This is a genomic window from Guopingia tenuis (assembly GCF_014384805.1).
In the GTDB taxonomy this organism is placed as follows: domain Bacteria; phylum Bacillota; class Clostridia; order Christensenellales; family Christensenellaceae; genus Guopingia; species Guopingia tenuis.
Genome location: NZ_JACRSS010000001.1, coordinates 189045 through 211389, shown reverse-complemented (window position 1 = coordinate 211389; position 22345 = coordinate 189045). Strand labels below are relative to the sequence as shown.

Sequence of the window (22345 nt, the reverse complement as noted above, 5' to 3'; positions counted from 1 at the left end):
CATAGTATCTCATCTGCCTTCTTTCTATATTTTCGTTTGTTTCCAATTTTGGGGATTCCAGGCCGCTCTTCGTGGGCTAGCTGCTTTCGCCGCTATACCCGCATCATCCCTTTCGTCTTTCCCGCTTTTTTAATTTATTGTTATCCGTAATTTTTCTCTCCGTTTTGGCATTCAGCGGAGCGTATTGAAAATATCGGTCGGCAAGATTGCGGTGTTTCAAAGAGAAGCCGTACTATATTATATCCCCCTGCTCCGCCAGTTCTTCCGAGCATTCCTCCCATTTCTCATAGAGCCCGGCAGTTTTCTCTTCCAATTTCTCCAATTCCCTTGAAATTTCCTCGATTTTCTCATAGTCCGCCGCAATTTCCGGGAGGCTCAGCTTCTCCTGCAAAGCGGCCATGGCGGACTCCTGGTCTTCAATTTCCTTTTCCAGACGGGATATTTGCCCCTGCAAGCGCCGCACCCGGGATGCCTGCTCCTTCTTTATCTGATAGGCATTTGGCTTCTGCTCTTTTTCCGGCGTTTCCTCCCGCCGCAGCGGCAGGCTCTTTTCCAGAAAATATTGGTAATCCCCGCCGAATTTTTCCGTTCCGTCCGCAGTCAGGCGGTATATTTGCGTGGCAAGGGTATTGATGAAATACCTATCGTGGGAGATGATGAACAGCGTCCCGTCATATTCCAAAAGGGCCTTTTCCAGCGCCTCTTTGGATGCGATATCCAGATGGTTGGTAGGTTCATCCAGCAACAGGAAATTAGCATCGGAGAGCATCAATCGCGCCAGCGTCACCCGCGCCTTTTCTCCGCCCGAGAGAGAGGCAATCTTTTTCTCCACATCATCGCCCCGGAACAGAAACGCGGCAAGGGCATTGCGCAGAATTCCCAGATCCAGCTGCGGCAACGCATCCGAAAGCGTCTCCAAAACGGTTTTATCCGGCGACAGATCGCTTTGCGCCTGGTCATAATATCCCACCTTCACATTGCTGCCCAGCCGAATCTCGCCGGCAGCCGCCTGCTGCCCCAATACCGCACGGAACAGCGTCGTCTTTCCGCAACCGTTATCCCCCAGCAAAAAGACCTTCTCTCCCCGCTTGATATCCAGATTTACATTTTGAAACAGGGGAATCCCCTCAAAAGCCACGCTAACATCCCGGGCTGAGAGCACATCGTTTCCCGACGGTTTTGCGGGAGAAAAATGAAAGTGAATATTTTCGGGCTCTTTTTCCGGGGCGTCAAGAGTGGCGGCAATGCGGTCGATTATCTTTTGCTTGCTTCGCGCCGTCACCAGGTTCTTTTCCCGGTTCCATTGCTTCTGTTTTTCTATTATTCCTTCCAGGCGGTGGATTTCCTTTGTTTTGATTTCATATTCTTTCGCCTTTGCGGCCCGGATTTCCTCCTTTTGCCGGACATATGCCGAATAATTTCCTTTATATGCCGTGAGCTTCCCGTTTTCCACCTCAAAAATCCGGTTTGTAATGCGGTCAAGAAAATAACGGTCGTGAGAGATCACGAGCACCGTTCCACGGTAGTTTGCGAGAAAATCCTCCAGCCAAGCGATGGCCTGCATGTCCAGGTGATTGGTCGGCTCATCCAGAAGCAGGATATCCGCCTGTCCCAGCAGCAGTCGCGCCAACAGCACCCTCGTCCGCTGGCCGCCGCTCACAGCATCCATGGGGAGATGCAGTTCCTCTTCCAGAAAGCCCAATCCGATGAGCGTGGAATGCACCCTGCTTTTATAGGTCAGCCCGCCCGCATCGATGAACCGTTCGTTGGCATCGTGAAATTTTCTGGCCAGCTCTTCGCTTGGCTGCTCCGCCAGCTGCTCCTGAAGATGATCCAGCTGGCGTTCCTGCTCCATAAGATGCGAAAAAACCTGAGTCGCCTCCTGCAAAACTGTCTTTTCAGAGGTATATTCCGCATATTGCTCCATATAGGCAATTTGCAGGTTCCGGCTCTTTTGCACTTGCCCCTGATCCGGCTCCTCCTCGCCGCAGATCAGCTTAAAAAGCGTCGTTTTCCCTGCGCCGTTGACGCCCAGAATTCCAATTTTATCGCCCTCTTCCACACTGAATCGAACATCCCGCAGCACGCTTTGTATTCCATAGAACTTTTCTATCCCTGAAGCTGTTAAAATCGTCATAATCGCTCCCATAAATGTGCGGCGTCCCGTTGTTGTGCGGAGCCGCCGCCTTTTTATAATAATTATAGTATTGCGGACGTAAAACCGCGAAATTCTATCGTTTGCCCTGTCCGCAGCCCGCGGCGAAAGCAGAAAGCCCCATGGGGCGCTTCCTCTGCCTCCGGAAAACAGGACTTGGCCTGTCTCCTATCCCCCGGCAAAGGCTGCGCATTTAGTATATCATATTTTGCCGGGGCGGTGCAAAGCGGTTCTCCAACGAGGGCTAAACTTTTTACAATCTGGCAAACATAACCCATATGGAATTGACTTCCCTCTATCGAAAATGGTAGAATAACAAAGTCAACGTTACTGTTGCGATATTCGGAAATGTGAGGCAAGGCATGAAAAAAAATATCATCTCTATTATTATAGTTCTGGTTTTGGCGGGCCTGCTCATTGCAGTCATCGCGGGAGCCTTTGATTTCATTTTGAAACCCAGCGGTTCCGGTGATACTTCCGGTGAATCCGCACCCGGGCTTTATATCAATGAGGTCGTTTCTTCCAATAAATATTCTCTGGAAGCCTCGGATGGGACAACCCCGGACTGGATTGAAATTTATAACTGCACGGGTTCCACCATCAATTTGAAGGGCTATGGCCTCACGGATTCCACCAACGAGCGTTATAAATTTGAATTTCCCAGCGTCAACATCAAAAATGGCGAATATCTTCTCGTCTATTGTACGGGTACGGAAGATCTCTCAAATTCCGACGGTATACTCCGGGCCGGTTTCAAAATTTCCGCGGATGGCGAAACTCTGATTCTCTCCGCACCGGAGGACGTCACTGTACAGGCATTGCAGGTGGGTGCCATGCCCGCCGACGTCTCCTATGGCCGTGCAGACGATGGAAGCTATCTCTATTATGCCGTTCCCACGCCTGGCGCAAAAAATGAAGGCACAACCAATACCACGCCCGATTTTGCCGAAGCGGTCGCGCAGTCCAGCGTTGTCATCAACGAATACATGCTGGATAACCAGCTTTCGGTGATGGACGAAGATGGGGATCGTTCGGATTGGGTTGAAATTAAGAATACAGGAACCGAGGCTGTCAATCTCAAGGGATATGGCCTTTCGGACACCCAGGACGATACCAAAAAGTGGATATTCCCCGATATGGAGCTGGCTCCCGGGGAGATACGGCTGGTCTTTCTGGATAAAAAAGACCGGACGGATCCCAGCGCCAATCTTCACGCCAATTTCAGCCTGGGCAGCGAAGACAAGGTCCTGATCCTAAGCCAGCAACAGGGCAAGTCCATCGATGTTGTGGAGCTGGATCCCAATATGGGCACCGCCTCCCATGGCCGCTCGCCGGACGACCCTTCCCAATGGCTCTATTTCCCCGAGGCGACTCCCGGCGCAGAGAACACCACCAAGGGGTTTACTGAGATCGACAAGAATTCCGAGCGGATTCTTCCCACCTTACAGATCAGTGAGGTGAAAACGAATGCGGCAGCGGGATCGGAAGCAAAAAAATCCGATCCCGACTGGATCGAGCTGTTGAATACGGGTTCTGAGGCAGTGGATTTGACTGGATATGGGCTTTCCGATAACAAGGATGAGCCTTTTCGTTTTAAATTCCCGGAAAACTCCACGATTCAACCCGGCGAATATCTGCTTGTCTATACCGGCGAATATGCCCCCAGCGATGCCAAATATCAGATGAAGGACTATGGGGTCAGCGCCAATGGCGAAACTGTCTACCTGTCTAAAACCGATGGCAGTGTCATCGACTATATGAATTCCGGCAAGCAATATCCGGGAATGAGCTCGGGCCGTCCCCAAAACTCCCAGACGGCTTCCCGGGTCTATTTCACTACCCCGACTCCCGGCGCCGCCAATTCCAGCGATATATATCAAACGTATACGCAGAAGCCCTCCTTTTCTGTGACATCCGGCTATGTCTCCCAAGGCACAAAGGTTGCCATCACTTCGGAGGAAGGCGCAAAGATCTACTATACCACCGATGGGAGCAAGCCCACAACGAAATCCACTCTCTATGCCGGAGAGATCACGATTGACAAGACAACGCCCCTCCGGGCCATTGCCGTGGCCGACGGCAAACTGACCAGTGAGGTCAAAACCGAAAATTATTTGGTGGAGGACAAGCACGATATCCCCGTTCTCTGCATCAATTCGGATCCCGACGGCCTCTTTGGATATAACAACGGTATTTTTGCCGATGGCCCCGGGCATACCCATAACGCGGATGATTTCCCATTTACCGGGGCAAATTTCTTTAAATTACAGGATGTGGAGCGGGAAATCAGCTTTGAATGGTTTGAGGCGGATGGGACGAAGGGCGTGGAGTTCCCTGCAGGTATCAAAATTTTCGGACAATATTCCCGGGCCATTGACCAGAAATCCTTTGCTGTCTATCTGCGTTCCTCTTATGGGCAGGATCAGGTCACTTATCCCTTTTTCCGGGATTATGACGTGATCACCTTTAAAACCCTGGTTCTGCGCATTTCCGGACAGGACTGCAACTCCACCAAGCTCCGGGACGCCTACTTTGCGCAGGTCGTAAAGGATACTATGGATCTGGACTATCAGGAATACCGCCCCTGCGCCGTCTATATCAATGGAGAATACTGGGGGCTTTATAATCTCCGCGAAAAGCTCAACGAGAATTATATCGTCAGCCACTATCCCGGCACCAAAAAAGGCGAAATTGACCTTATCAAGGGCAACAGCGCCGTCCGCGCCGGTTCTGACGACGATTATAAGGAGCTGCGCAAATACATTCAGAATCACAATCTTTCCAACCAGGAAGCCTATGACTATGTGGCGAGCAAGGTGGATGTAGACGAATATATGGACTATATCATTACCGAAACCTTCTTCAACAACACTGATTCCGGCAATGTCCGTTTCTGGCGTGACCAGAATGAGGGAAGCGAAAATTCCAAATACCGCTGGATGCTCTATGACCTGGATTGGGGGATTTCGCCCAGTACCTACCAATGGAACTATATCGAGGAATATTTCAATCCCAAGGGGCATGGAATGTTCAGCGCCTTCCATACTACCATTTCCTGCGGGCTTTTGCAGAATGCCGAATGGAAGAATAAATTTATCGAGCGTTATGCCTGGCATCTGAACAATACATTTAACCCTGACCGAATGGATGAAATTCTCGACACCATGGCGGCGGAAATCCGCACGGAAATGCCGCGGCATATCGCCCGCTGGGGGAAAGCCACTATGTCTGTTACATCGGCCTCTCCTTCTTCAATGGAACGTTGGGAGCAGAATCTGACGAATTTGAAGAAGATGCTGCGGGAAAAGGTGGAGATCACCAAGCAGGACTTGCAGGATTTCTTCAACCTTTCGGATGCCCGCATGAAGGAATTGGGCCTGAAATAGATTGAGTCGGCGATGATTTTTAAAACCAAATCGATTGTAACTAAGAGCTGTTCGGCAAAACATCTGAGCAGCTCTTTCTTTTGTATTTACAAAAAGAATAGGCAGGCAAAGGCTGCTTGCTATGAAAGCGAAAGTTTTATCCAGGCAGCCTAGAGGCAAATCAGGCAAATCGAAATATGTTAATTTCCAATAGTTTATTGCATGATACAGCAAATGATGATATAGTATCTATGGTATTCGATGCAGGGATCGGCGGCCGCAGAAAAATGCCTGAAAAAGCGGGCAGAGAAATGCTGTTTTTACCGCCAATTAAAATCTTTTGATCCCCTTTTTTACAGGTTCGGCGATTTTAGTTATATTAGATTTTTTCCTTCGGATTTAGAGAAAGTTCAAGATAGTACTCCCCATCAAACTATGGGTTCCATTTATTTTAAATAATTCAGAAATATTTACAGTTTGATACGGCGGGTAAATGCAGAATGGCCCGCAATAACGGCAATCCCCGTTGATATATTTTTTACCGCAAAAACAAGATGCTAAGATAATTATTGCTGGACAGTGCACAATTTTTTCTTTCGCTTTTCCGCAGGGCTTCGGAGGAAGACAGAACCCCCGAGAAAAATATAGAGAAATAGGAGTTATCATATAGATAAAAAATATCTATATTGGTTGGACAAATGAAATTATTCACTCGCCCGCTATCCAAAATGCAGGCCAATCTTATGTTAATCTGCGCAACCTTTTTTTGGGGATGGTGTATTCTGCTGGTAAAGGTTGCAATCAATGCCGGACTTCCCGTTACTCTTTTGCATTTTATGCGTGGTTTTGTCTATTCCGCGTTATGTCTCCTTCTCTACCGCAAACAGATCGCCCGGATCCGCCGGAAGGATATTCGGCACGGAATCATTGCCGGTCTGTTGAATTTTGCATATTTCTTTATCCAAAACCTGAGTCTTAAATATACCGTGCCTTCCAATTGCTCGTTTCTCACCTCAATGAATGTGCTGTTGGTCCCCTTCATCGCCTGGTTATTTTTAAAAAAACGCCCTACCGGAAAAAATTTTCTTTGCATGGGAATCTATCTCATTGGGGTAACGCTGCTCACGGGAGTGTTGGAAGCTGGTTTTTCCTTCAATCTTGGGAATGCCCTGGCCCTTCTATGCGCTGTCTGTTTTGCCACGCTCATCACCTATTTGGGCAGTTATGCCAAGGGAACGGATACGGGAATTCTTGTGTTTTTTATGGCGGTTACCCAGGCAGTGATGGGAGGGTTGCTCTTTTTTGCTATGGATTTCGCTTCCTTCTCCCCCGCCAGCATCAACTGGGGGATCAGTATCCTTTGCGTGCTGGGCTTGGCAGGAGTTGGTTCCTTTCTCTGCACCTCTTTGCAAACCTATGCGCAGAAATATACCACGCCCTCTTCCGCCGTGTTGCTGCTCTCCCTGGAATCTGTCTTTGCCAGCACCTTTTCGGTGCTTCTGGGCTTTGAGCCTTTGCGTACGGGTCTGGTGATAGGCGGGCTTATTATCATGGGCGCTATCTATCTTTCCGAGGCCCCTCTTGCTATGCCGCACCTTGCACGGCAGCGCTCCGGCCGCCGATCGGGGATATAATTTTCAAACCTTAAATGTGGTATCCGATTTTTGCAAAAAAAGAGCGGAAAAATCCGCTCTTTTTTATCTTCGGGAATATTTTTCGTAAAGCTGTGTCAATTCCTGTACATGCCTTCGTTCATCCACCAAAATACGCTTTATATTGGCGATAACGTTGGGGTCGGCGATCCAACGCGCCTGCTGCTCATATTTTTGAATTGCCTCTCTTTCACTCTCTATGGAAAGTTCCAAAAGGTTTGAGAGCTCTAATGGATAGTTTATGTATCCCGGCGTCCAATACACCAGGTTTTGCCCAGTATAGGTCCAAAAGCGCGGATTCTCCCCCAGCTGCAGAGCCAGCATTCCAAATATTCTAAGATGCTGCATTTCAGTGATGCAGATATCGCGAAACACTTTTGATATTTCAGTTTCATGCGATGTCACCAGCTGATTATAAAAATGCAGGGCCACCGCCGACATCTCGGAATTGCTGCCCCCGATATTGTCAAGCATAGCTTTTGCATATTTTATATTCGGCTCCCCGGCGCATACCTCTGGATATGGCATGGGACTGGTTAACTGTGTAGGCGTTTGCATATTCCTTTCTCCCCCCTTCCTTCTTCTTTACCACTCTATTCCTCAGCCTCATGGTTTATTCGCTTCCAGAGGTAAAATTCCGCATAAAAAAGGCATCTCTGCAAAAGAGACGCCTTTTTATCGTTTCGCATATGAAAAACGGTTAGTTTTTCTCCTCTTCCTTTTTTTCTTTGGGAAGGATTACGTTTAGAAGCACGCCCACCAACGTAGCCACAAACAGGCCAGAGATGCTCACGGTATCCGTAATCTGAATGGCCGGCATACCAAGGCCCGTAACCAAAATCACTGCAACGATCAGCAAATTGCGGTTCTGCGAAAAGTCCGGCTTGGATTCCACCAGAGAACGCAGACCAATGCTGGAAATCATGCCATAGAGAACGAAACTTACTGCACCGATGATAGCCGTCGGAATCGTCTGCAAAACAGCGCCGAACTTCCCGATCAATCCCAAAATGATGGCAAACAATGCTGCCAAACGGATGATCCGGGGATCATAGTTCTTCGTTACCGCCAAAACGCCCGTGTTCTCACCATAGGTAGTGTTCGGCGGGCCTCCCAGCAAACCGGCAAAAGCCGTCGCAATACCGTCACCCAACAGAGTGCGGTGCAGGCCGGGGTCGCTGTAGAAATCCTTGCCGACAACAGCACCGTTAGTGGTGATATCCCCGATATGCTCCATAAAGGTGACCAGTGCAATCGGTGCGATCATGAGAATAGAGCTGAGATCAAACTGCGGAAGCGTATAGGCCGAAAAATCAAAGAACCAGGAAGCCTGCTCCACGGCAGTAAAGTCAATGAGCTTTCCGGATTCCGCCAGCCCCCAGCTTGCCGTTGCCCCCGTCGCATCCAGAAGCAGGGCAGCGCCATAGCCGATCAACAGGCCGAGAATAATGGGCATCATTTTGATGAATCCCTTGGTAAAGCACATAACCGTGATGATGGCCACCAGAACAATAATCGCCAGCAGCCAGCAGGAACTTGCATTGGTAATAGCGCTGGGGCTCAGCGTCAACCCAATTACGATGATTACCGGCCCGGTCACGATGGGCGGAAACAGCTTTTTGATCCGCTCAATCCCGAGGAAATACACTAAAATGGCAAAAACCACATAGATCAGGCCGGCAACGATGATGCCGCCCTGAGCTTTGGGGATATTCGCCGTGTTGCCGCCGATAATGGCAATCAGAGCCGACATGAAGGCAAAGCTGGAGCCCAAAAATACCGGCACAATTCCCTTGGTAATCAGATGGAAAATCAAGGTACCGAGGCCGGCCGTCAATAAAGCGATGGAAGGGTTCATTCCTGTCATAATCGGAACTGTGACAGTTGCCCCAAACATGGCGAATAGATGCTGTACACCCAGCACATATTCCTTTCCCGTTAACCTTTTTAAAGGTTTGTTCATGGTTTCCTCCATTCTGCCGCAAGGCAAAGTAATAATAAAATAAGAAAAATTCCTATTTTTTTGCATAGAAGAAACTTTGCCCATGACAAAGTTTTCTAATCAATTCTTTATGTTCCTGTCGAATTATACAATATTTTTTAAGATTCGTCTATGGTTTTTTGAATTTTTTATGAATTTTTCTTATGCTTATGAAAATTTTGGGGAGAATTTCTCAATTCTCCCCAAAATTTTTAAACGTTGACTTCGCCATTCAAATTCAGATGTTCGCTGTACTGCGCCAAAACCGGCTGAACAGCATCACGGCAGAATTCCTCTGTCTGCTCCTTCGCTCTGCCAATAAAATTGATGGGATCCATGAGAGAATCGATATGCGCGTCGCTCATGGGGAAAGCATCATCTGCCTTGATAAGCTCGATCAAATTGTTGCTCTTTCCCTCTGCCTTCACGCGATAAGACGCCTGCATGGAATATTCCCGGATCTTTTCATGCAGCTCCTGCCGGTCCCCTCCGGCCTGCACTGCCTCCATCAGCAGCGTCTCGGTTGCCATAAAGGGAAGCTCCTCCCGCAGCCGTTTTTCGATTACCTTGGGATACACCACCATTCCTTCGGTGACGTTCATATAGATATTCAAGATGCCGTCTATCGCCAAAAATGCCTGCGGGATCACCAGGCGTTTATTGGCCGAGTCATCCAGCGTCCGCTCAAACCATTGCGTTGAAGCCGTAATTTCAGGACTGGAGGCCAGGGAAATCACAAACCGCGCCAACGAGGAAATCCGCTCACTGCGCATGGGATTGCGCTTATAGGCCATGGCCGAGGATCCAATCTGCTTGGAAGCAAAGGGCTCCTCCATCTCCTTCAGATTTTGCAGCAGCCGCAGATCATTGCTGAATTTATAAGCGCTGGAAGCGATATTAGCCAAAAGATTGACTACCCGCGCATCAAACTTGCGGGGATAGGTCTGTCCCGTTACACCATAATATTGTGTATACCCCAGTTTTTCCGTCACACGCTTTTCCAGCTCTTTGACCTTTTCATGGTCGCCGTCAAACAGCGTCAGAAAGCTGGCCTGCGTCCCTGTCGTCCCCTTAACGCCCCTGAGGCGGATATGGCTCTTCAAATCCCGCAGCTCCTCGAGATCTAATAGGAGATCCTGCATCCAAAGCGTCGCCCGTTTGCCCACTGTTGTGAGCTGGGCAGGCTGAAAATGCGTGAAGCCCAGCGTCGGCATCCCTTTATATTCCAAAGCAAATTTTTGCAGCTTCGCAAGAGTATTTGCCAGCTTGATTTCCACCAGTTGGAGAGCGCGATCCATAATCATGATATCCGCATTATCCCCTACATAGCAACTTGTCGCTCCCAGATGAATGATTCCCTTGGCCTTGGGACACTGCACCCCATAGGCATAGACATGGCTCATCACATCGTGGCGGACCTGTTTTTCCCGCTCTTCAGCCACCTCATAATTCACGTCTTTACTATGGGCTTTGAGCTCGTCCACCTGCTCTTTTGTAATGGGCAGGCCCAGTTCAGATTCTGCTTCCGCCAGCGCCACCCAAAGCTGCCGCCAGGTTTGAAATTTCACTTCGTCGGAAAAAAGATATGACATCTCCGCCGATGCATACCGCTTAATCAATGGATTTTCATATTCGTTCCGCATAGCATACCTCGCATAACATTGATACCATTATTTTACCCCAAAAATCGCCCTCCGGCAATTAAAAATTCGTTTTTCCACACATATTCCCCTTTTCCCCACAATCAAACGTTTTATTCCATTTCTATTTACATAGAAAAAAAGCTCCCCTAAGCCCCACAATGCGCATCCATATCTTCCATAGATTTTTCAGCAAGTTGGCCAATGCCCGGGTTTGGGCTCGTGAAAAACCCTGTCCTCCATCAATGGCATTGGATAGTTTTTGAAAGTGAAACCACAACTTATCATATCTTATCCCATATATCATAAAATGTTTTTCGTTGTCCGTAGCAATGGACACACAGATTATTTTACAGAAAATACCATTCCGGTAGGCTTTCGGCATTGTCGCATAATCGATTTGCTTTTTTATAAAACATCCTCACTGGTGTTGAATACGGCGGTTCCTCTCAGTTTAACCGGAACAGCCCCGGTTGGCATCTGAGTCCTTTTGCCGCATCTGCTGTACCTCCGCGCTTAAAATGGTATCCCCAGGAATTCCTCTTTGTTTTGTTATGCGATACCCTTGAGGATGTATTTCCTTTCACTTGCATTCTCTTTAGGGGCACTCCAACCAATAAAAAACTTCTGCCGGATGACCGGCAGAAGTTTTTTCTGTTTTTTAAGAGAATTTCGGCTTTGCCGCATAGAAGGTATGGAGCAATTCATGCGCCTTATGGCTGTTGGGTTTCTCCAGGAATTCCGCATACAGCTTCTGGATCGACGGATTTTCATGGGATTTGCGAATCTTCTTATCCGAATCTTCGCTATACAGTCCCTTAGCCCGTTCCACACGGGGATCCAGCACACTGCGAACCTCAGCGGGAACAATGGGCTGGCCGCCGCCGTTGACGCAGCCTCCCGGGCATCCCATAATCTCGATAAAGTGATATTGCTTTTCGCCCGCCTTCACAGCATCCAGCAGTTTTTGTGCTGCGCCTGTGCTGGAGGCAATGGCCACCTTGATTTCCATGCCTGCAACATTTACAGACGCTTCCTTGATACCCGCGATGCCGCGAACATCGGTATAATCGATATTTTCCAGATCCTTTCCGGTCAAAACATCGGCAACGGTTCTAAGGGCCGCTTCCATAACGCCGCCGGTTGCGCCGAAGATAACGCCCGCGCCTGTGGATTCGCCCAGAACATCGTCAAAGTCTTCATCCGGCAGGTTGACGAAATCGATATTGGCCTGCTTAATCATCCGGGCAAATTCCCGCGTGGTCAAAACCGCGTCTACATCCGGATAGCCCGTGCCGGCCTCGCCGTCACGCAGCTTTTCATATTTCTTGGCCGTGCAGGGCATGACCGAAACGGTATAGATATCCTTGGGATCAATGCCGTTCTTCTGCGCATAATAGGACTTGATGATCGCGCCCAGCATCTGGTGAGGCGATTTACAGGAAGAAAGGTTCGGCAGGAACTCGGGATAGAAATGCTCGCAATATTTGATCCAGCCGGGCGAACAGGATGTGATCATGGGCAGAACGCCGCCATTTTGAATCCGATCCAGAAGCTCATATCCCTCTTCCATAATGGTGAGGTCGGCGCCGAAGTCCGTATCAAACACTTTATCAAAGCCCATCCGGCGCATAGCCGCCGCCATTTTTCCGGTGCACCGAGTGCCCATGGGCATGCCGAATTCTTCGCCGATAGCAACGCGCACAGCCGGTGCCGGCTGCACCACAACATGCTTGGAGGGATCATGCAGGGCCGCCCATACGTTATCTATCTCGCTGTTTTCGCTGAGAGCGCCGGTCGGGCAAGCTGCGATACATTGTCCGCAGTTGATGCAGGGGACCTCAGCCAGGGACTTATCGAAGGCCGGGGCAATGGTCGTCGCGAAACCGCGCTGAGTCGCGCTGATAGCGCCGATCTTCTGGATATTCCGGCAAACCGCTACGCAGCGTTTGCAGAGAATACATTTATTGGGATTGCGGACAACCGAGGGAGAGAGCAGATCCAAAGGCTTTTCGATCTTTGCGCCCTCATATTTGTATTCGTTGACCTGGAAGGTTTCCGCCAGTGCCTGCAGCTCACATGTGCGGTTGCGAACACAGGTAAGGCATTCCCGGTCATGGTTGGAAAGCAGCAGTTCCAAGCTCAGCTTGCGGGCCTTCTGCACCCGGGGCGTGTTGGTTTTCACCTGCATACCCTCGCTTACCGGAAGAACGCAGGCCGCCTGCAACGCCGCATTGCCCACGATTTCCACCAGGCAGACCCGGCATGCGCCAATGGCATTCACACCCTTCAAATAGCAAAGGGTGGGGATTTTAATATTTGCTTGTCTGGCAGCTTCCAAGACGGAAGTATTTTCCGGGACTTGTACGCTGACGCCATCTATTGTCAAAGATACCATATCAGGGTTCCCTCCTTATTTCTTTTCAATCGCGCCGAACTTGCATTTTTCCATGCAGGCACCGCATTTGATACATTTGCTGTGGTCAATAGTGAACGGCTGCTTTACAACGCCGGAAATTGCGCCCACGGGGCAGACTCTCGAGCACAGGCTGCATCCTTTGCACTTGGTGGGGATGATGCTGTAGTTCAAAAGCGCCTGGCAGTGTCCGGCGGGGCAGCGTTTCTCCCGGATATGCGCCTCATATTCATCGCGGAAATATTTAATTGTGGAAAGAACCGGGTTGGGAGCTGTTTTTCCGAGGCCGCAGAGGGCGCCATCCTTGATCGCCTCACCAAGTTCTTCCAGCTTTTCGATATCGCCTTCTTCGCCCTTTCCGGCAACGATTCTTTCCAGAATCTCCAGCATACGCTTGGTTCCCACGCGGCAGGGAGTGCACTTTCCGCAGGATTCGTCTACCGTGAAGTCCAGGAAGAACCGGGCCACGTCAACCATGCAGTTGTCCTCGTCCATAACGATGAGACCGCCGGATCCCATCATGGAACCGATTGCCAGCAGGTTATCATAATCGATCTTTGTATCGATCAGGGAAGCCGGGATGCAGCCGCCCGAAGGGCCGCCGGTCTGGGCCGCTTTGAATTTTTTGCCATTCGGGATACCACCGCCGATATCATAGATGATTTCCCGCAGAGAGGTTCCCATGGGAATTTCTACAAGACCAGTGTTGACGATCTTTCCGCCCAGAGCAAATACCTTCGTGCCTTTGGATTTTTCCGTGCCCATGGAAGCAAACCATTCCGGCCCCTTGTTGATGATAACCGGGATATTCGCAAGCGTTTCCACGTTGTTTACAATGGTGGGCTTTCCAAACAGACCTTTGTTTGCCGGGAACGGCGGCTTGGGACGGGGCTCGCCCCGCTTGCCCTCGATGGATTCCATCAAAGCCGTCTCTTCGCCGCAAACAAACGCGCCCGCGCCCAGACGGATTTCCACATCGAAATCAAAGCCGGTTCCAAAAATGTCCTTCCCCAGCAGGCCATATTCACGAGCCTGATCAATGGCGATCTGCAGCCGCTGCACAGCAATGGGATATTCCGCCCGGACATATACATAGCCCTGGCTGGCACCAATGGCATATCCAGCGATGGCCATAGCTTCCAGCACACTGTGGGGGTCGCCTTCCAAAACCGAACGATCCATGAACGCGCCCGGGTCGCCTTCGTCTGCGTTGCAGATGACGTATTTCTGATCTGCCTTCGCCGAAGCGCCAAATTTCCATTTAGTCGCCGTGGGGAAGCCGCCGCCGCCTCTGCCGCGCAGGCCAGATTTGGCGATGACATCAATCACCTGCTCGGGGGTATATTCTGTCAGACATTTTCCAAGAGCTTTATATCCGTCAAAGCCGATGTAATCGTCAATCTTTTCGGGATCAATAACACCGCAGTTGCGCAGTGCAACACGCGTCTGCTTTTTATAGAAGTTGATCTCATTGAGGGTTGTCACCAGCTCCTCATCACCGTGAGGCTTGTGCAGCAGATGCTCAACAATTCTTCCCTTCAGAAGATGCTCTTCCACAATTTCCGGGACATCCGCCGGGGTAATCCGGTTATAGTATGCGCCCTCGGGATATACAATAACGATGGGGCCGGCCTCGCAAAGACCAAAGCATCCGGTTCGGACAACTTTAACTTCCTTATCCAGCCCTTTGTTTTTCAGTTCCTCTTCAAATTTTTCAATGACCTTGTGGGATCCGGATGACGTGCAGCCCGTCCCTCCGCATACCAGCACATGTGAACGGAAAAATTCCATAGTGTTTTCCTCCTTACCTTTCCCTTATTCCTCGTAGCCGATCGTGTATTCCTTGACGATATTGCCGTTTACCAGATGTTCAGCAACGATCCGCTTGGCCTTCTCTGCATCCAGATGCACATAGGTCACCTTTTCCTGCCCGGGCAGGAATACCTCTGCAATAGGCTCATACCGGCAGAGGCCGATGCAGCCGGTCTGTGTCACGGCGACGTCCTTCAGGCCCCGCTTATTCACTTCATCGACAAACGCGGAAAGGACCGGGCGGGCTCCCGCAGAAATTCCGCAAGTCGCCATGCCGACAACGACACGCTTTTCCGTTCCTTTTTTTCTAAGATCAATGTCTTCCAGCGCCTTTTTCCGGATTGCCGCTAATTCTTCCAACGATTTCATCATTTACCTCCATCAAACCAATCAATTACGTTCCATTATGCTTGGATATTTGCCTGTTTCATCGCTTCTTCCAAATACTCCTTGATCCACATGGAAACTTCGGGCTGGTTTAAGGGAATATCCCCCACCTGCGCCCGAACCTCCTGCGTATCCAGGCAAATTTCCTGCGTATCACTTTTTATTTCTATACGGAAATCAATATCAGGATTGCATGTGATGAGCGTGTGTACCGTTCCCACAAAGTCTCCCAGAGGAGGACGGTCGATATGGTCAAGCTGATAGGTTCCGGAAATGGCCGTTCCTTCTCCCAGTTTGGAAGTGATGGAAAACGAGCCTCCCGCCATCTCGCATCCCGCTTTCATAAGAGGAATGCCCAGCCCTACCCGCCGGGTAGTGCGCGTGGTGGTAAACGGACTTGTCACCCGTTCCAGAAACTCTTCGCTCATGCCCTTGCCGTCATCCGCAATGAGAATCTCCAGAGTGTTGGCCACAAAGCTCTCCATGAGCAGAATTCGGATATGCTTTGCCATGGCCGATATGCAATTCTGGACAAGATCCATGATATGCAATGCGATTTCAGGCATGGTTTACGCTCTAAACTTTTCGATAATCCCCGCAACATCTTCCGGCACAAGGCGGCCAAACACCTGATCGCCGATCATCATAACCGGAGCCAGACCGCAGCAGCCCAGGCAGCGAGTCGCTTCCAGTGTGAACAGACCGTCCTTTGTGGTGCTTCCCGGGGCAACGCCCAGAACCTTTTCCAGCTCGTCCAGGATTTTCTGCGAATTTTTTACATAACATGCGGTGCCAAGACATACGCCGACGACATGCTGGCCCTTGGGCTCCAAAGCAAACTGCGCATAGAAAGTGGCCACGCCATAGATATCCGTCATGGGGATCCCCATTTCATCGGATATCAGCTGTTGAACATCAAAGGACAGGCACCCGAAAATATCCTGCGCCTTCTGCATTACCGGCATCAGCGGCCCTGGAGCATTTTTCTTTTCCTGAATAAATGCCTTCAGTTCCTCTACCTTTGCCTTGTCTAAACCGGAATTTGACATGTTAGGTTAAACCTCCTTAAAAATTACACTGCGTTTTACGTTCATGTTAAATTTTTATCAAACCATGACTTTATATATTATAACATGTGTGAAATACAAAAGCCAGAGATTTTTGCGAAAAAATACGGTTTTTTGTGGAAAAACATATGTTTTGTTAATACGGCTTTTGTTGGTCCGTTTCTTATAGTATACTATGAAAAATATAAAATGTTTAGAAGGAAGATTCGTGTAATTTTTTCCAAAAAAAGAGCGGCACACTGCCGCCTTTTTTATAGTTCCTTTATAATGTTATTTTTCGCTGTCTTCGGGCCGGATGATCTCTTTCAGCGAAGCTCCCAAGGTCGCCAGGTTTTGCAGCTCGGAAGGAATGATCAGCTTTGTCGCCTTTCCATCTGCCACCTTTTCCATGGTCTCCAGGCTGCGAAGGGCAATCAGCGCCTGATCGGCTTCCACTGCCTTCAGCACCCGCAGCCCTTCGGCCTTAGCCTGATTGATTTTCAAGATTCCCTCTGCCTTTCCTTCCGCCTCCCGGATGGTGGACTGCTTGACGGCCTCTGCCCGGAGAATGGCGGATTCTTTTTCGCCTTCCGCCACCAGAATGGCAGAACGCTTCTCGCCCTCCGCCCGCAGGATCGCCTCACGGCGTTCCCGCTCGGCCTTCATCTGCCGTTCCATGGCCGTTTGAATTTCCATGGGCGGGTCGATGTTTTTCAGCTCCACACGATTCACTTTGATGCCCCAGGCGTCCGTTACTTCATCGAGAATGACACGCATTTTGCCGTTGATCATATCCCGGGAAGTCAGCGTCTGATCCAGCTCCAGGTCGCCGATGATATTGCGCAGTGTCGTTGTGCTCAAATTGGCGATGGCCATTTTAGGATCCGAAATGCCATAGGTATAGAGCTTGGGATCGGTGATATAATAGAAAATCACCGTGTCAATCATGATGGTTACATTATCTTTGGTAATGACTGGCTGCGGCTTGAAATCCAGAAAATCCTCTTTCAGCGAAACCACACTGGCGATCCGGTCGATAATCGGGATCTTCACATGCAGGCCCACCTGCCAAGTAGTGTGATAGGCCCCCAGCCGCTCGATGACATAAGCCTTCGCCTGAGGGACAATCCGGATATTGGTGAGAATCAAAATAAGAACGATGATTCCAATAGCAACGCCCACAATCAGGCCGACATATTCTTCCAACATTTTTCTCCTCCGGTTTTATATTCTTTCTACGACCAGCTTTACGCCGGATATGGCGCAGATCCGCACCTCGGCGTTTTTTTCAATGGCAGTTCCATCTTGGGAAACTGCGCTCCAGGTCTGGCCCATAACCTTCACCAGACCCTTTCCCTCCACATCGTCGATCCTTTCCAGGACAATGCCCACTTCCCCGATCACGCGGTCGGAATTCGTCCGGGGCGGCTGGGCATTTTTCGCCGAATCAAAGGGTTTAAAAATCAGCACGGCGGCCAGCAGCACGCCGGATATGGCAACGGCAATGATGATCTGCAGCAGCACAGAAGCCCCTAAAAAGCTGGCTATCATTGCCGCAAGAGCTCCCCCGGCAAACCAGATGCTCACCAGATTCACCGTAAGTACTTCAATGAGCAGAAGAACTGCCATGAGAATCAGCCAAAATACCCATGGCTCCAATCCTAATATCATATGTCACTCCTTCTCTCCCGCATTCCGTTTAAGGAATTGTCTTTATCTTTTCCAAAACCGCGGCAGAATTTGCATCGCAGTTCAAATAATTCCGCTTTTCTGCAATATCCATGATATAATGCGCATCCGAGGAATACAATACCCGGTATGCCGCCGGGTTCACTCCCTGCAATGGAAATGCCTCCGCCACCTCCAGCGACGAAAATTCCAGATCCGCAGGAATAAAGCCCAGGCTCATCAAAATCGAGTTGGACTCCCGGTTGACATGGGCGGGAACCGGAACCCCGCCCCGGTGCCGAACCTCCCGGCAAAGCGCATCGATGGAATGACAAGACGCCGTCAGCAGGAGCTTATCCAAATGGCCTGTTACGGCGTCCGTCTCATCCATAATCTTCTGTTCGCCGAAAATCTCCGGCCGGTTGGAGATATCCGGCAGGGAATCATAAATATATTCGCCGAAATCCATCGTCTCTTCCACGGTTTCAAAATATGTCAGCAGGTGGATTTCCTCCGCCGTTGTGACCTCGATGCCGGGAATCAGCAAAATTCCGCATTCATCCGCCACTTTTTTCACTGCAGGCAGATTCCGCGCAGAATTGTGATCGGTTACGGCAATCATATTCAGCTCTTTGAGCATTGCCATATGGACGATGTTGTTTGGCGTCATATCGTCGTCTCCGCAGGGAGAGAGAGACGAATGGATGTGCAGGTCGTAATAAAGCTTCAAGACCCCACTCCCAGTTCATGGAGAATCCCGCCCAGAACATAGGCCGTTTTGGGCGAAGAATACAGGGGAATTCCCTCCTCCTGCGCTTTTTTCACGGTCTCTTCCGGAACCTGGATGTTTTCCGGAATGACCACGCAGGAAAAATCATGCAGGCAGGCCACCGCCAAAACGTTGAGATGCGTCTGCACGGTGATCCAGGCCATGCCCTCGGTCCCCCGGGCCATCACCCAGCTCAGCAGATCGCAGATATATCCATCGGTGATCTCCGCCGTTTCCTCCAGGTTTGTCAGCTGCTTAAGCTCTGCCTTTTCACAAAAATCCTTTACACTCGCCATAAATTTTCTCCCCAGCTTACAGTTTCTTCAAAAGTCCTTCCATTTCGTCCGCCAGATGGCGCACCTTTTCTTTCAACAGGAAAATGCAGTCCAATTCCACTGCAGATCCGCGGACAATATCCTCCGCCAGCGCCCGGCAGGAAGGCGACCCGCAGGAGCCGCAGTCCAGCCCGGGAAGGCGGGCCGTGATTTCTTCGATCTGTTCCATCATCCGCATGGCCTTCATAAAATCATCATCCAGCTTCAGAACCTCCAGCGGCGTCACCTTCTGCGTCGACTGGGTAATTCCCTCCTCCATGGCCTTTTCCACCTTGGCTTCCGGGATAGTTCGTTTTTCCAGGGATGCACACAAGGTCGTGATCCGGGATTTTGCCACAAAGCCGTTTTCAAATACCAACGGGCCGCCCACGCAACCGCCCGTGCAGGCCAGGCCTTCAAAGAAATCCAGATCTGAGAGTTTGTTATTCTCAATTTCCTCCAAAGCCCGGATCACGTTATGGACGCCGTCCACCGCCAGCATTTTGATGGTTTTTCCAACGGCCTCGCATTCTCCGCCGCTGTTGGCCCATCCCAGGCCATCGGCAGAAATCTCCTCATCCTCCCGCTCCAGCTTCGCGCCATGCTTTAACTGGCTGGTGAGCAGTCCATATATTTCGATGATGGAAATCGCCCCGTCCACCCGGCTCCTTTTGCGCGTCAGAGGGGAACGGATGCTGGTCACTTTTGCCGGGCAGGGCGTAATGAAAAACGCGCCGATTTCTTCCTCTGAAACGCCGTTTTTCCTGGAAAACTCCCGCTTTGCCATGGCAGCCGCCACTTCCATGGGCGATTCCACATCCACAATATTATCGATCAGTTCAGGAAACCGGACGCGGATGAGCCGCATGATCGCAGGACAAGCTGAGGATATGAGCGGGTGCTTATCCGTCGTTTTGAGCTTTTCCCGGACGGCCGCCGAGACGACTTCCGCCCCCTTTGCCACATCAAAAACCTCGTCAAAGCCCAAAAGGCGCAAAGCAGAATACACCTGCTCCGGGCTTGACAATTTTTTCAGCTGACCATAGAGAGCAGGCGCTGGAAGCGCAATTTTATATTTATAGGTGTTGATGTTCGCCAGATTGTCCGTATAGGCGACCTTGGCATGATAGGGACATACGCGGATACATTCGCCGCAGTCGATGCAGCGCATGTCCATGATCTTTGCCTTGCCTTTCTGCACACGGATAGCATCCGTGGGGCACCGCTTAATGCAGTTGGTGCAGCCGCGGCACTTTTCCCGGTCCAGACGGACGGAATGAAAATATCCTTCCATGCTTCTCCCTTCATGCGATAAAGAAAACCATTTCCATCCGCGTTCCCGACGGATCGGATTTGATTTTCAGGTCGTCCACATTTTTGCTGATGTTGGGCAGCCCCATGCCGGCGCCAAATCCCATCATGCGGATACTCTCCGGCGCCGTCGAATATCCCTCCTGCATGGCTAAGGATATATCCGGGATACCGGGGCCCACGTCATCGCAGATGATCCGGATTTCCCTGGGGCTCAGTTCCAAAACCATCTCGCCGCCCAGGCTATGGATGATCATGTTGAGTTCCGCCTCATAAGAAACAATCGCCACGCGGCGGACAAGCGCCTGCGCAACACCAATCTTTTTGAGCTTCTGTTTAATGGTTGCGGAAACCTCGCCCGCGCTGGCAAAATCCCCCGCCTCCACGGGAAAACGTTCCTGATAATTCATATGCTGTTCCCCCTTCTTCCCATGAAAGATGCTAAACTCTCCCGGCGCTTCCCGTGAGCCCGCTGGCATAGAGCTTCCCGCAGGCCGTGAACATGGTGTGCTCTGTGCTCAGCAGCGCTATTCCGCATTCCTCCGCCACATCCAAAACATCCTGCGCCGGCCGCTTCCCGCGGACAAATACGATACAGGGAATATCCATCATCTCCGCCGTGCGGACCACATGGGCGTTGACAAGCCCCGTCAGCAGAAGGGCGTCATGCTTGACATAGGCCAGCACGTCGCTCATCAGATCTGCACCGCAGGCACATTTGAAGTCTACGCTGTCTCCCACCGGGTCCAGCAGCACTTCTGCATCCAAAAGTTCGCAAATTTCCTTGATTTTCATATGTAGTCTGATCCTCCGCCTCGTTTTAGGCCGCCGCGTTGAGCGCATCGGAAAGGTTCCGCCCGGCAACTCCGATTGCCAGATAGGTATACTTTATTTTCGCGGACAATTCGATATCGCTGAGCCCCTCGCCTACGCCCTGCAGGGCCGTTACTGTTTCGCCATAAAATTGTGAAATACTCTTTATAGTCTTATTATCGGTGCTGGAAGCGATTTCGTCAACTGTCTTTTTCATATTCTCCGCCTTTTCCCGGAGCTGGGCAATCTGCGTCTTTGCATCCTCTGCCTTGGTTTCTCCCTTGTCAAGGGAGATGGAGAGGGGCAGCAGCGCCTCCTGATATTCCATGGCCCCTTCCATGGCGGCCTGCACGGAGGCAATCGTTGCCGTGTCTGCCGTAATGCGGAATTTTGTCTCTGCCGATGTGATGGCATATTGTTTGGTTTCCATCTGCTGTTCGCTCTTCAGCTGGTTTTTGACGCTTTCCGCCTCTCCTTCCGTCTGATAGCCGGCGATCAGCACCCGATATCCTTCCGTATCCGCAAGGACATACCCGGCTCCTCCCTGCCCGGAAAGAGTCGCCGCCAGGGCATTGGCATTGGCTTCATCTGCAAAAATTCCCGCCTGAAGGGCATAGATTGTTCCGCCCTTCAGCGTCACGGTTGCCGTGCTGGAGGGAGCAGCCTCAGAGGGAGATGGAGACGGCGCAGCGGATGCCGAGGGATTGGCCGGATCCGGATTTTTCGCATCCTCCCCTGTCACCCATGCCACCACCGGCGTCACAATTTTTTCAGAAATAAAGTTGCCCACTTTGGCGGCTCCAATGATATATACCCCCACCCCTATGACAAGGACAAAGGCTACAAAAAACCAAGCCTTCCGCGGGCCGCCCGGCTGTTTATGTCTGCTGTTCTCCATGCGTGAATATCTCATCTGTATGTGCCTCCATTTTCCTACTGCTTGTTTTATTATATCTATGCACTTTCCGCATACCCTATGCCATTTTTGAGTTGTAAGAACAAGGTGTGTGTGGTAT

The 22345-nt window shown here is 50.5% G+C and carries 20 protein-coding genes; 3 read left to right on the top strand and 17 right to left on the bottom strand.

Going from position 1 to position 22345, the window contains the following annotated elements; translation table 11 throughout:
• Window positions 1–232: 232 nt before the first annotated feature.
• Entirely contained in the window at window positions 233–2137 is a 1905-nt protein-coding gene (locus tag H8693_RS01040) for an ABC-F family ATP-binding cassette domain-containing protein (protein WP_249279422.1), read from the bottom strand.
• Window positions 2138–2517: 380 nt separating this feature from the next.
• On the opposite strand from H8693_RS01040, the gene H8693_RS01035 reads away from it, so the two are divergent.
• The 3 genes from H8693_RS01035 to H8693_RS10645 all read left to right on the top strand — a co-directional run bounded on the left by H8693_RS01035 (window position 2518) and on the right by H8693_RS10645 (window position 7154).
• Window positions 2518–5541: a lamin tail domain-containing protein gene (locus H8693_RS01035; protein ID WP_249279421.1), complete on the top strand. Its 3024-nt coding sequence runs from the start codon at window positions 2518–2520 to the stop codon at window positions 5539–5541.
• 176 nt (window positions 5542–5717) lie between these two features.
• Window positions 5718–5864: a hypothetical protein gene (locus H8693_RS01030; RefSeq protein ID WP_249279420.1), complete on the top strand. Its 147-nt coding sequence runs from the start codon at window positions 5718–5720 to the stop codon at window positions 5862–5864.
• A 354-nt stretch (window positions 5865–6218) separates the two neighbouring features.
• On the top strand, window positions 6219–7154 hold the full coding sequence (locus tag H8693_RS10645) for a DMT family transporter (protein WP_330605666.1): 936 nt from the start codon (window positions 6219–6221) through the stop codon (window positions 7152–7154).
• Window positions 7155–7217: 63 nt separating this feature from the next.
• Here the strand turns inward: H8693_RS10645 and H8693_RS01020 are convergent, their stop codons facing one another.
• From H8693_RS01020 to H8693_RS00945, 16 genes are all read right to left on the bottom strand, one after another.
• Entirely contained in the window at window positions 7218–7730 is a 513-nt protein-coding gene (locus H8693_RS01020; RefSeq protein WP_249279418.1) for a ferritin-like domain-containing protein, read from the bottom strand.
• A gap of 142 nt (window positions 7731–7872) precedes the next feature.
• Window positions 7873–9135, bottom strand: coding sequence for a uracil-xanthine permease family protein (locus tag H8693_RS01015; protein WP_249279417.1), 1263 nt, complete (start codon window positions 9133–9135; stop codon window positions 7873–7875).
• Between the two features lie 230 nt (window positions 9136–9365).
• Window positions 9366–10796 (bottom strand): adenylosuccinate lyase, encoded by a 1431-nt coding sequence (gene purB / locus H8693_RS01010; RefSeq protein ID WP_249279416.1) that lies wholly within the window; start codon window positions 10794–10796, stop codon window positions 9366–9368.
• A gap of 658 nt (window positions 10797–11454) precedes the next feature.
• Complete coding sequence (locus H8693_RS01005) at window positions 11455–13191, bottom strand: NADH-dependent [FeFe] hydrogenase, group A6 (protein WP_249279415.1); 1737 nt, start codon at window positions 13189–13191, stop codon at window positions 11455–11457.
• A gap of 15 nt (window positions 13192–13206) precedes the next feature.
• A complete protein-coding gene (nuoF, locus tag H8693_RS01000) occupies window positions 13207–15000 on the bottom strand; it encodes an NADH-quinone oxidoreductase subunit NuoF (protein WP_249279414.1) in 1794 nt (597 codons plus the stop codon).
• 24 nt (window positions 15001–15024) lie between these two features.
• Window positions 15025–15393 carry a (2Fe-2S) ferredoxin domain-containing protein gene (locus H8693_RS00995; RefSeq protein ID WP_330605664.1) on the bottom strand — a complete coding sequence of 123 codons (369 nt, stop codon included), beginning with the start codon at window positions 15391–15393 and terminating at the stop codon, window positions 15025–15027.
• A gap of 32 nt (window positions 15394–15425) precedes the next feature.
• Window positions 15426–15974: an ATP-binding protein gene (locus tag H8693_RS00990; protein ID WP_249279413.1), complete on the bottom strand. Its 549-nt coding sequence runs from the start codon at window positions 15972–15974 to the stop codon at window positions 15426–15428.
• Window positions 15975–15977: 3 nt separating this feature from the next.
• The gene (locus H8693_RS00985; protein WP_249279412.1) at window positions 15978–16457 is read right to left on the bottom strand and encodes an NADH-quinone oxidoreductase subunit NuoE family protein; all 480 of its coding nucleotides are present in this window, start codon (window positions 16455–16457) and stop codon (window positions 15978–15980) included.
• Between the two features lie 288 nt (window positions 16458–16745).
• Complete coding sequence (locus H8693_RS00980; protein ID WP_178620913.1) at window positions 16746–17663, bottom strand: SPFH domain-containing protein; 918 nt, start codon at window positions 17661–17663, stop codon at window positions 16746–16748.
• 15 nt (window positions 17664–17678) lie between these two features.
• Window positions 17679–18125, bottom strand: a complete 447-nt coding sequence (locus H8693_RS00975) for an NfeD family protein (protein ID WP_249279411.1) — start codon at window positions 18123–18125, stop codon at window positions 17679–17681.
• Between the two features lie 28 nt (window positions 18126–18153).
• Window positions 18154–18852 carry a PHP domain-containing protein gene (locus H8693_RS00970; RefSeq protein WP_249279410.1) on the bottom strand — a complete coding sequence of 233 codons (699 nt, stop codon included), beginning with the start codon at window positions 18850–18852 and terminating at the stop codon, window positions 18154–18156.
• Window positions 18849–19187: an AraC family transcriptional regulator gene (locus H8693_RS00965; RefSeq protein ID WP_249279409.1), complete on the bottom strand. Its 339-nt coding sequence runs from the start codon at window positions 19185–19187 to the stop codon at window positions 18849–18851. Before H8693_RS00965 ends, H8693_RS00970 begins: the two co-directional genes overlap by 4 nt.
• Before the next feature lie 16 nt (window positions 19188–19203).
• Window positions 19204–20499 (bottom strand): [Fe-Fe] hydrogenase large subunit C-terminal domain-containing protein, encoded by a 1296-nt coding sequence (locus tag H8693_RS00960; RefSeq protein WP_249279408.1) that lies wholly within the window; start codon window positions 20497–20499, stop codon window positions 19204–19206.
• A gap of 10 nt (window positions 20500–20509) precedes the next feature.
• A complete protein-coding gene (locus tag H8693_RS00955) occupies window positions 20510–20926 on the bottom strand; it encodes an ATP-binding protein (protein ID WP_178618810.1) in 417 nt (138 codons plus the stop codon).
• Window positions 20927–20957: 31 nt separating this feature from the next.
• Window positions 20958–21311: a DRTGG domain-containing protein gene (locus tag H8693_RS00950; RefSeq protein WP_178618806.1), complete on the bottom strand. Its 354-nt coding sequence runs from the start codon at window positions 21309–21311 to the stop codon at window positions 20958–20960.
• 25 nt (window positions 21312–21336) lie between these two features.
• Complete coding sequence (locus tag H8693_RS00945; protein WP_249279407.1) at window positions 21337–22242, bottom strand: SPOR domain-containing protein; 906 nt, start codon at window positions 22240–22242, stop codon at window positions 21337–21339.
• Between the last annotated feature and the right edge of the window lie 103 nt (window positions 22243–22345).

Coding starts and splice junctions, on each gene's coding strand:
- H8693_RS01040 (WP_249279422.1), bottom strand. CDS start 2,137: ATGACGATTTTAACAGCTTCAGGGATAGAAAAGTTCTATGGAATACAA.
- H8693_RS01035 (WP_249279421.1), top strand. CDS start 2,518: ATGAAAAAAAATATCATCTCTATTATTATAGTTCTGGTTTTGGCGGGC.
- H8693_RS01030 (WP_249279420.1), top strand. CDS start 5,718: ATGTTAATTTCCAATAGTTTATTGCATGATACAGCAAATGATGATATA.
- H8693_RS10645 (WP_330605666.1), top strand. CDS start 6,219: ATGAAATTATTCACTCGCCCGCTATCCAAAATGCAGGCCAATCTTATG.
- H8693_RS01020 (WP_249279418.1), bottom strand. CDS start 7,730: ATGCAAACGCCTACACAGTTAACCAGTCCCATGCCATATCCAGAGGTA.
- H8693_RS01015 (WP_249279417.1), bottom strand. CDS start 9,135: ATGAACAAACCTTTAAAAAGGTTAACGGGAAAGGAATATGTGCTGGGT.
- purB (WP_249279416.1), bottom strand. CDS start 10,796: ATGCGGAACGAATATGAAAATCCATTGATTAAGCGGTATGCATCGGCG.
- H8693_RS01005 (WP_249279415.1), bottom strand. CDS start 13,191: ATGGTATCTTTGACAATAGATGGCGTCAGCGTACAAGTCCCGGAAAAT.
- nuoF (WP_249279414.1), bottom strand. CDS start 15,000: ATGGAATTTTTCCGTTCACATGTGCTGGTATGCGGAGGGACGGGCTGC.
- H8693_RS00995 (WP_330605664.1), bottom strand. CDS start 15,393: ATGATGAAATCGTTGGAAGAATTAGCGGCAATCCGGAAAAAGGCGCTG.
- H8693_RS00990 (WP_249279413.1), bottom strand. CDS start 15,974: ATGCCTGAAATCGCATTGCATATCATGGATCTTGTCCAGAATTGCATA.
- H8693_RS00985 (WP_249279412.1), bottom strand. CDS start 16,457: ATGTCAAATTCCGGTTTAGACAAGGCAAAGGTAGAGGAACTGAAGGCA.
- H8693_RS00980 (WP_178620913.1), bottom strand. CDS start 17,663: ATGTTGGAAGAATATGTCGGCCTGATTGTGGGCGTTGCTATTGGAATC.
- H8693_RS00975 (WP_249279411.1), bottom strand. CDS start 18,125: ATGATATTAGGATTGGAGCCATGGGTATTTTGGCTGATTCTCATGGCA.
- H8693_RS00965 (WP_249279409.1), bottom strand. CDS start 19,187: ATGGCGAGTGTAAAGGATTTTTGTGAAAAGGCAGAGCTTAAGCAGCTG.
- H8693_RS00960 (WP_249279408.1), bottom strand. CDS start 20,499: ATGGAAGGATATTTTCATTCCGTCCGTCTGGACCGGGAAAAGTGCCGC.
- H8693_RS00955 (WP_178618810.1), bottom strand. CDS start 20,926: ATGAATTATCAGGAACGTTTTCCCGTGGAGGCGGGGGATTTTGCCAGC.
- H8693_RS00950 (WP_178618806.1), bottom strand. CDS start 21,311: ATGAAAATCAAGGAAATTTGCGAACTTTTGGATGCAGAAGTGCTGCTG.
- H8693_RS00945 (WP_249279407.1), bottom strand. CDS start 22,242: ATGAGATATTCACGCATGGAGAACAGCAGACATAAACAGCCGGGCGGC.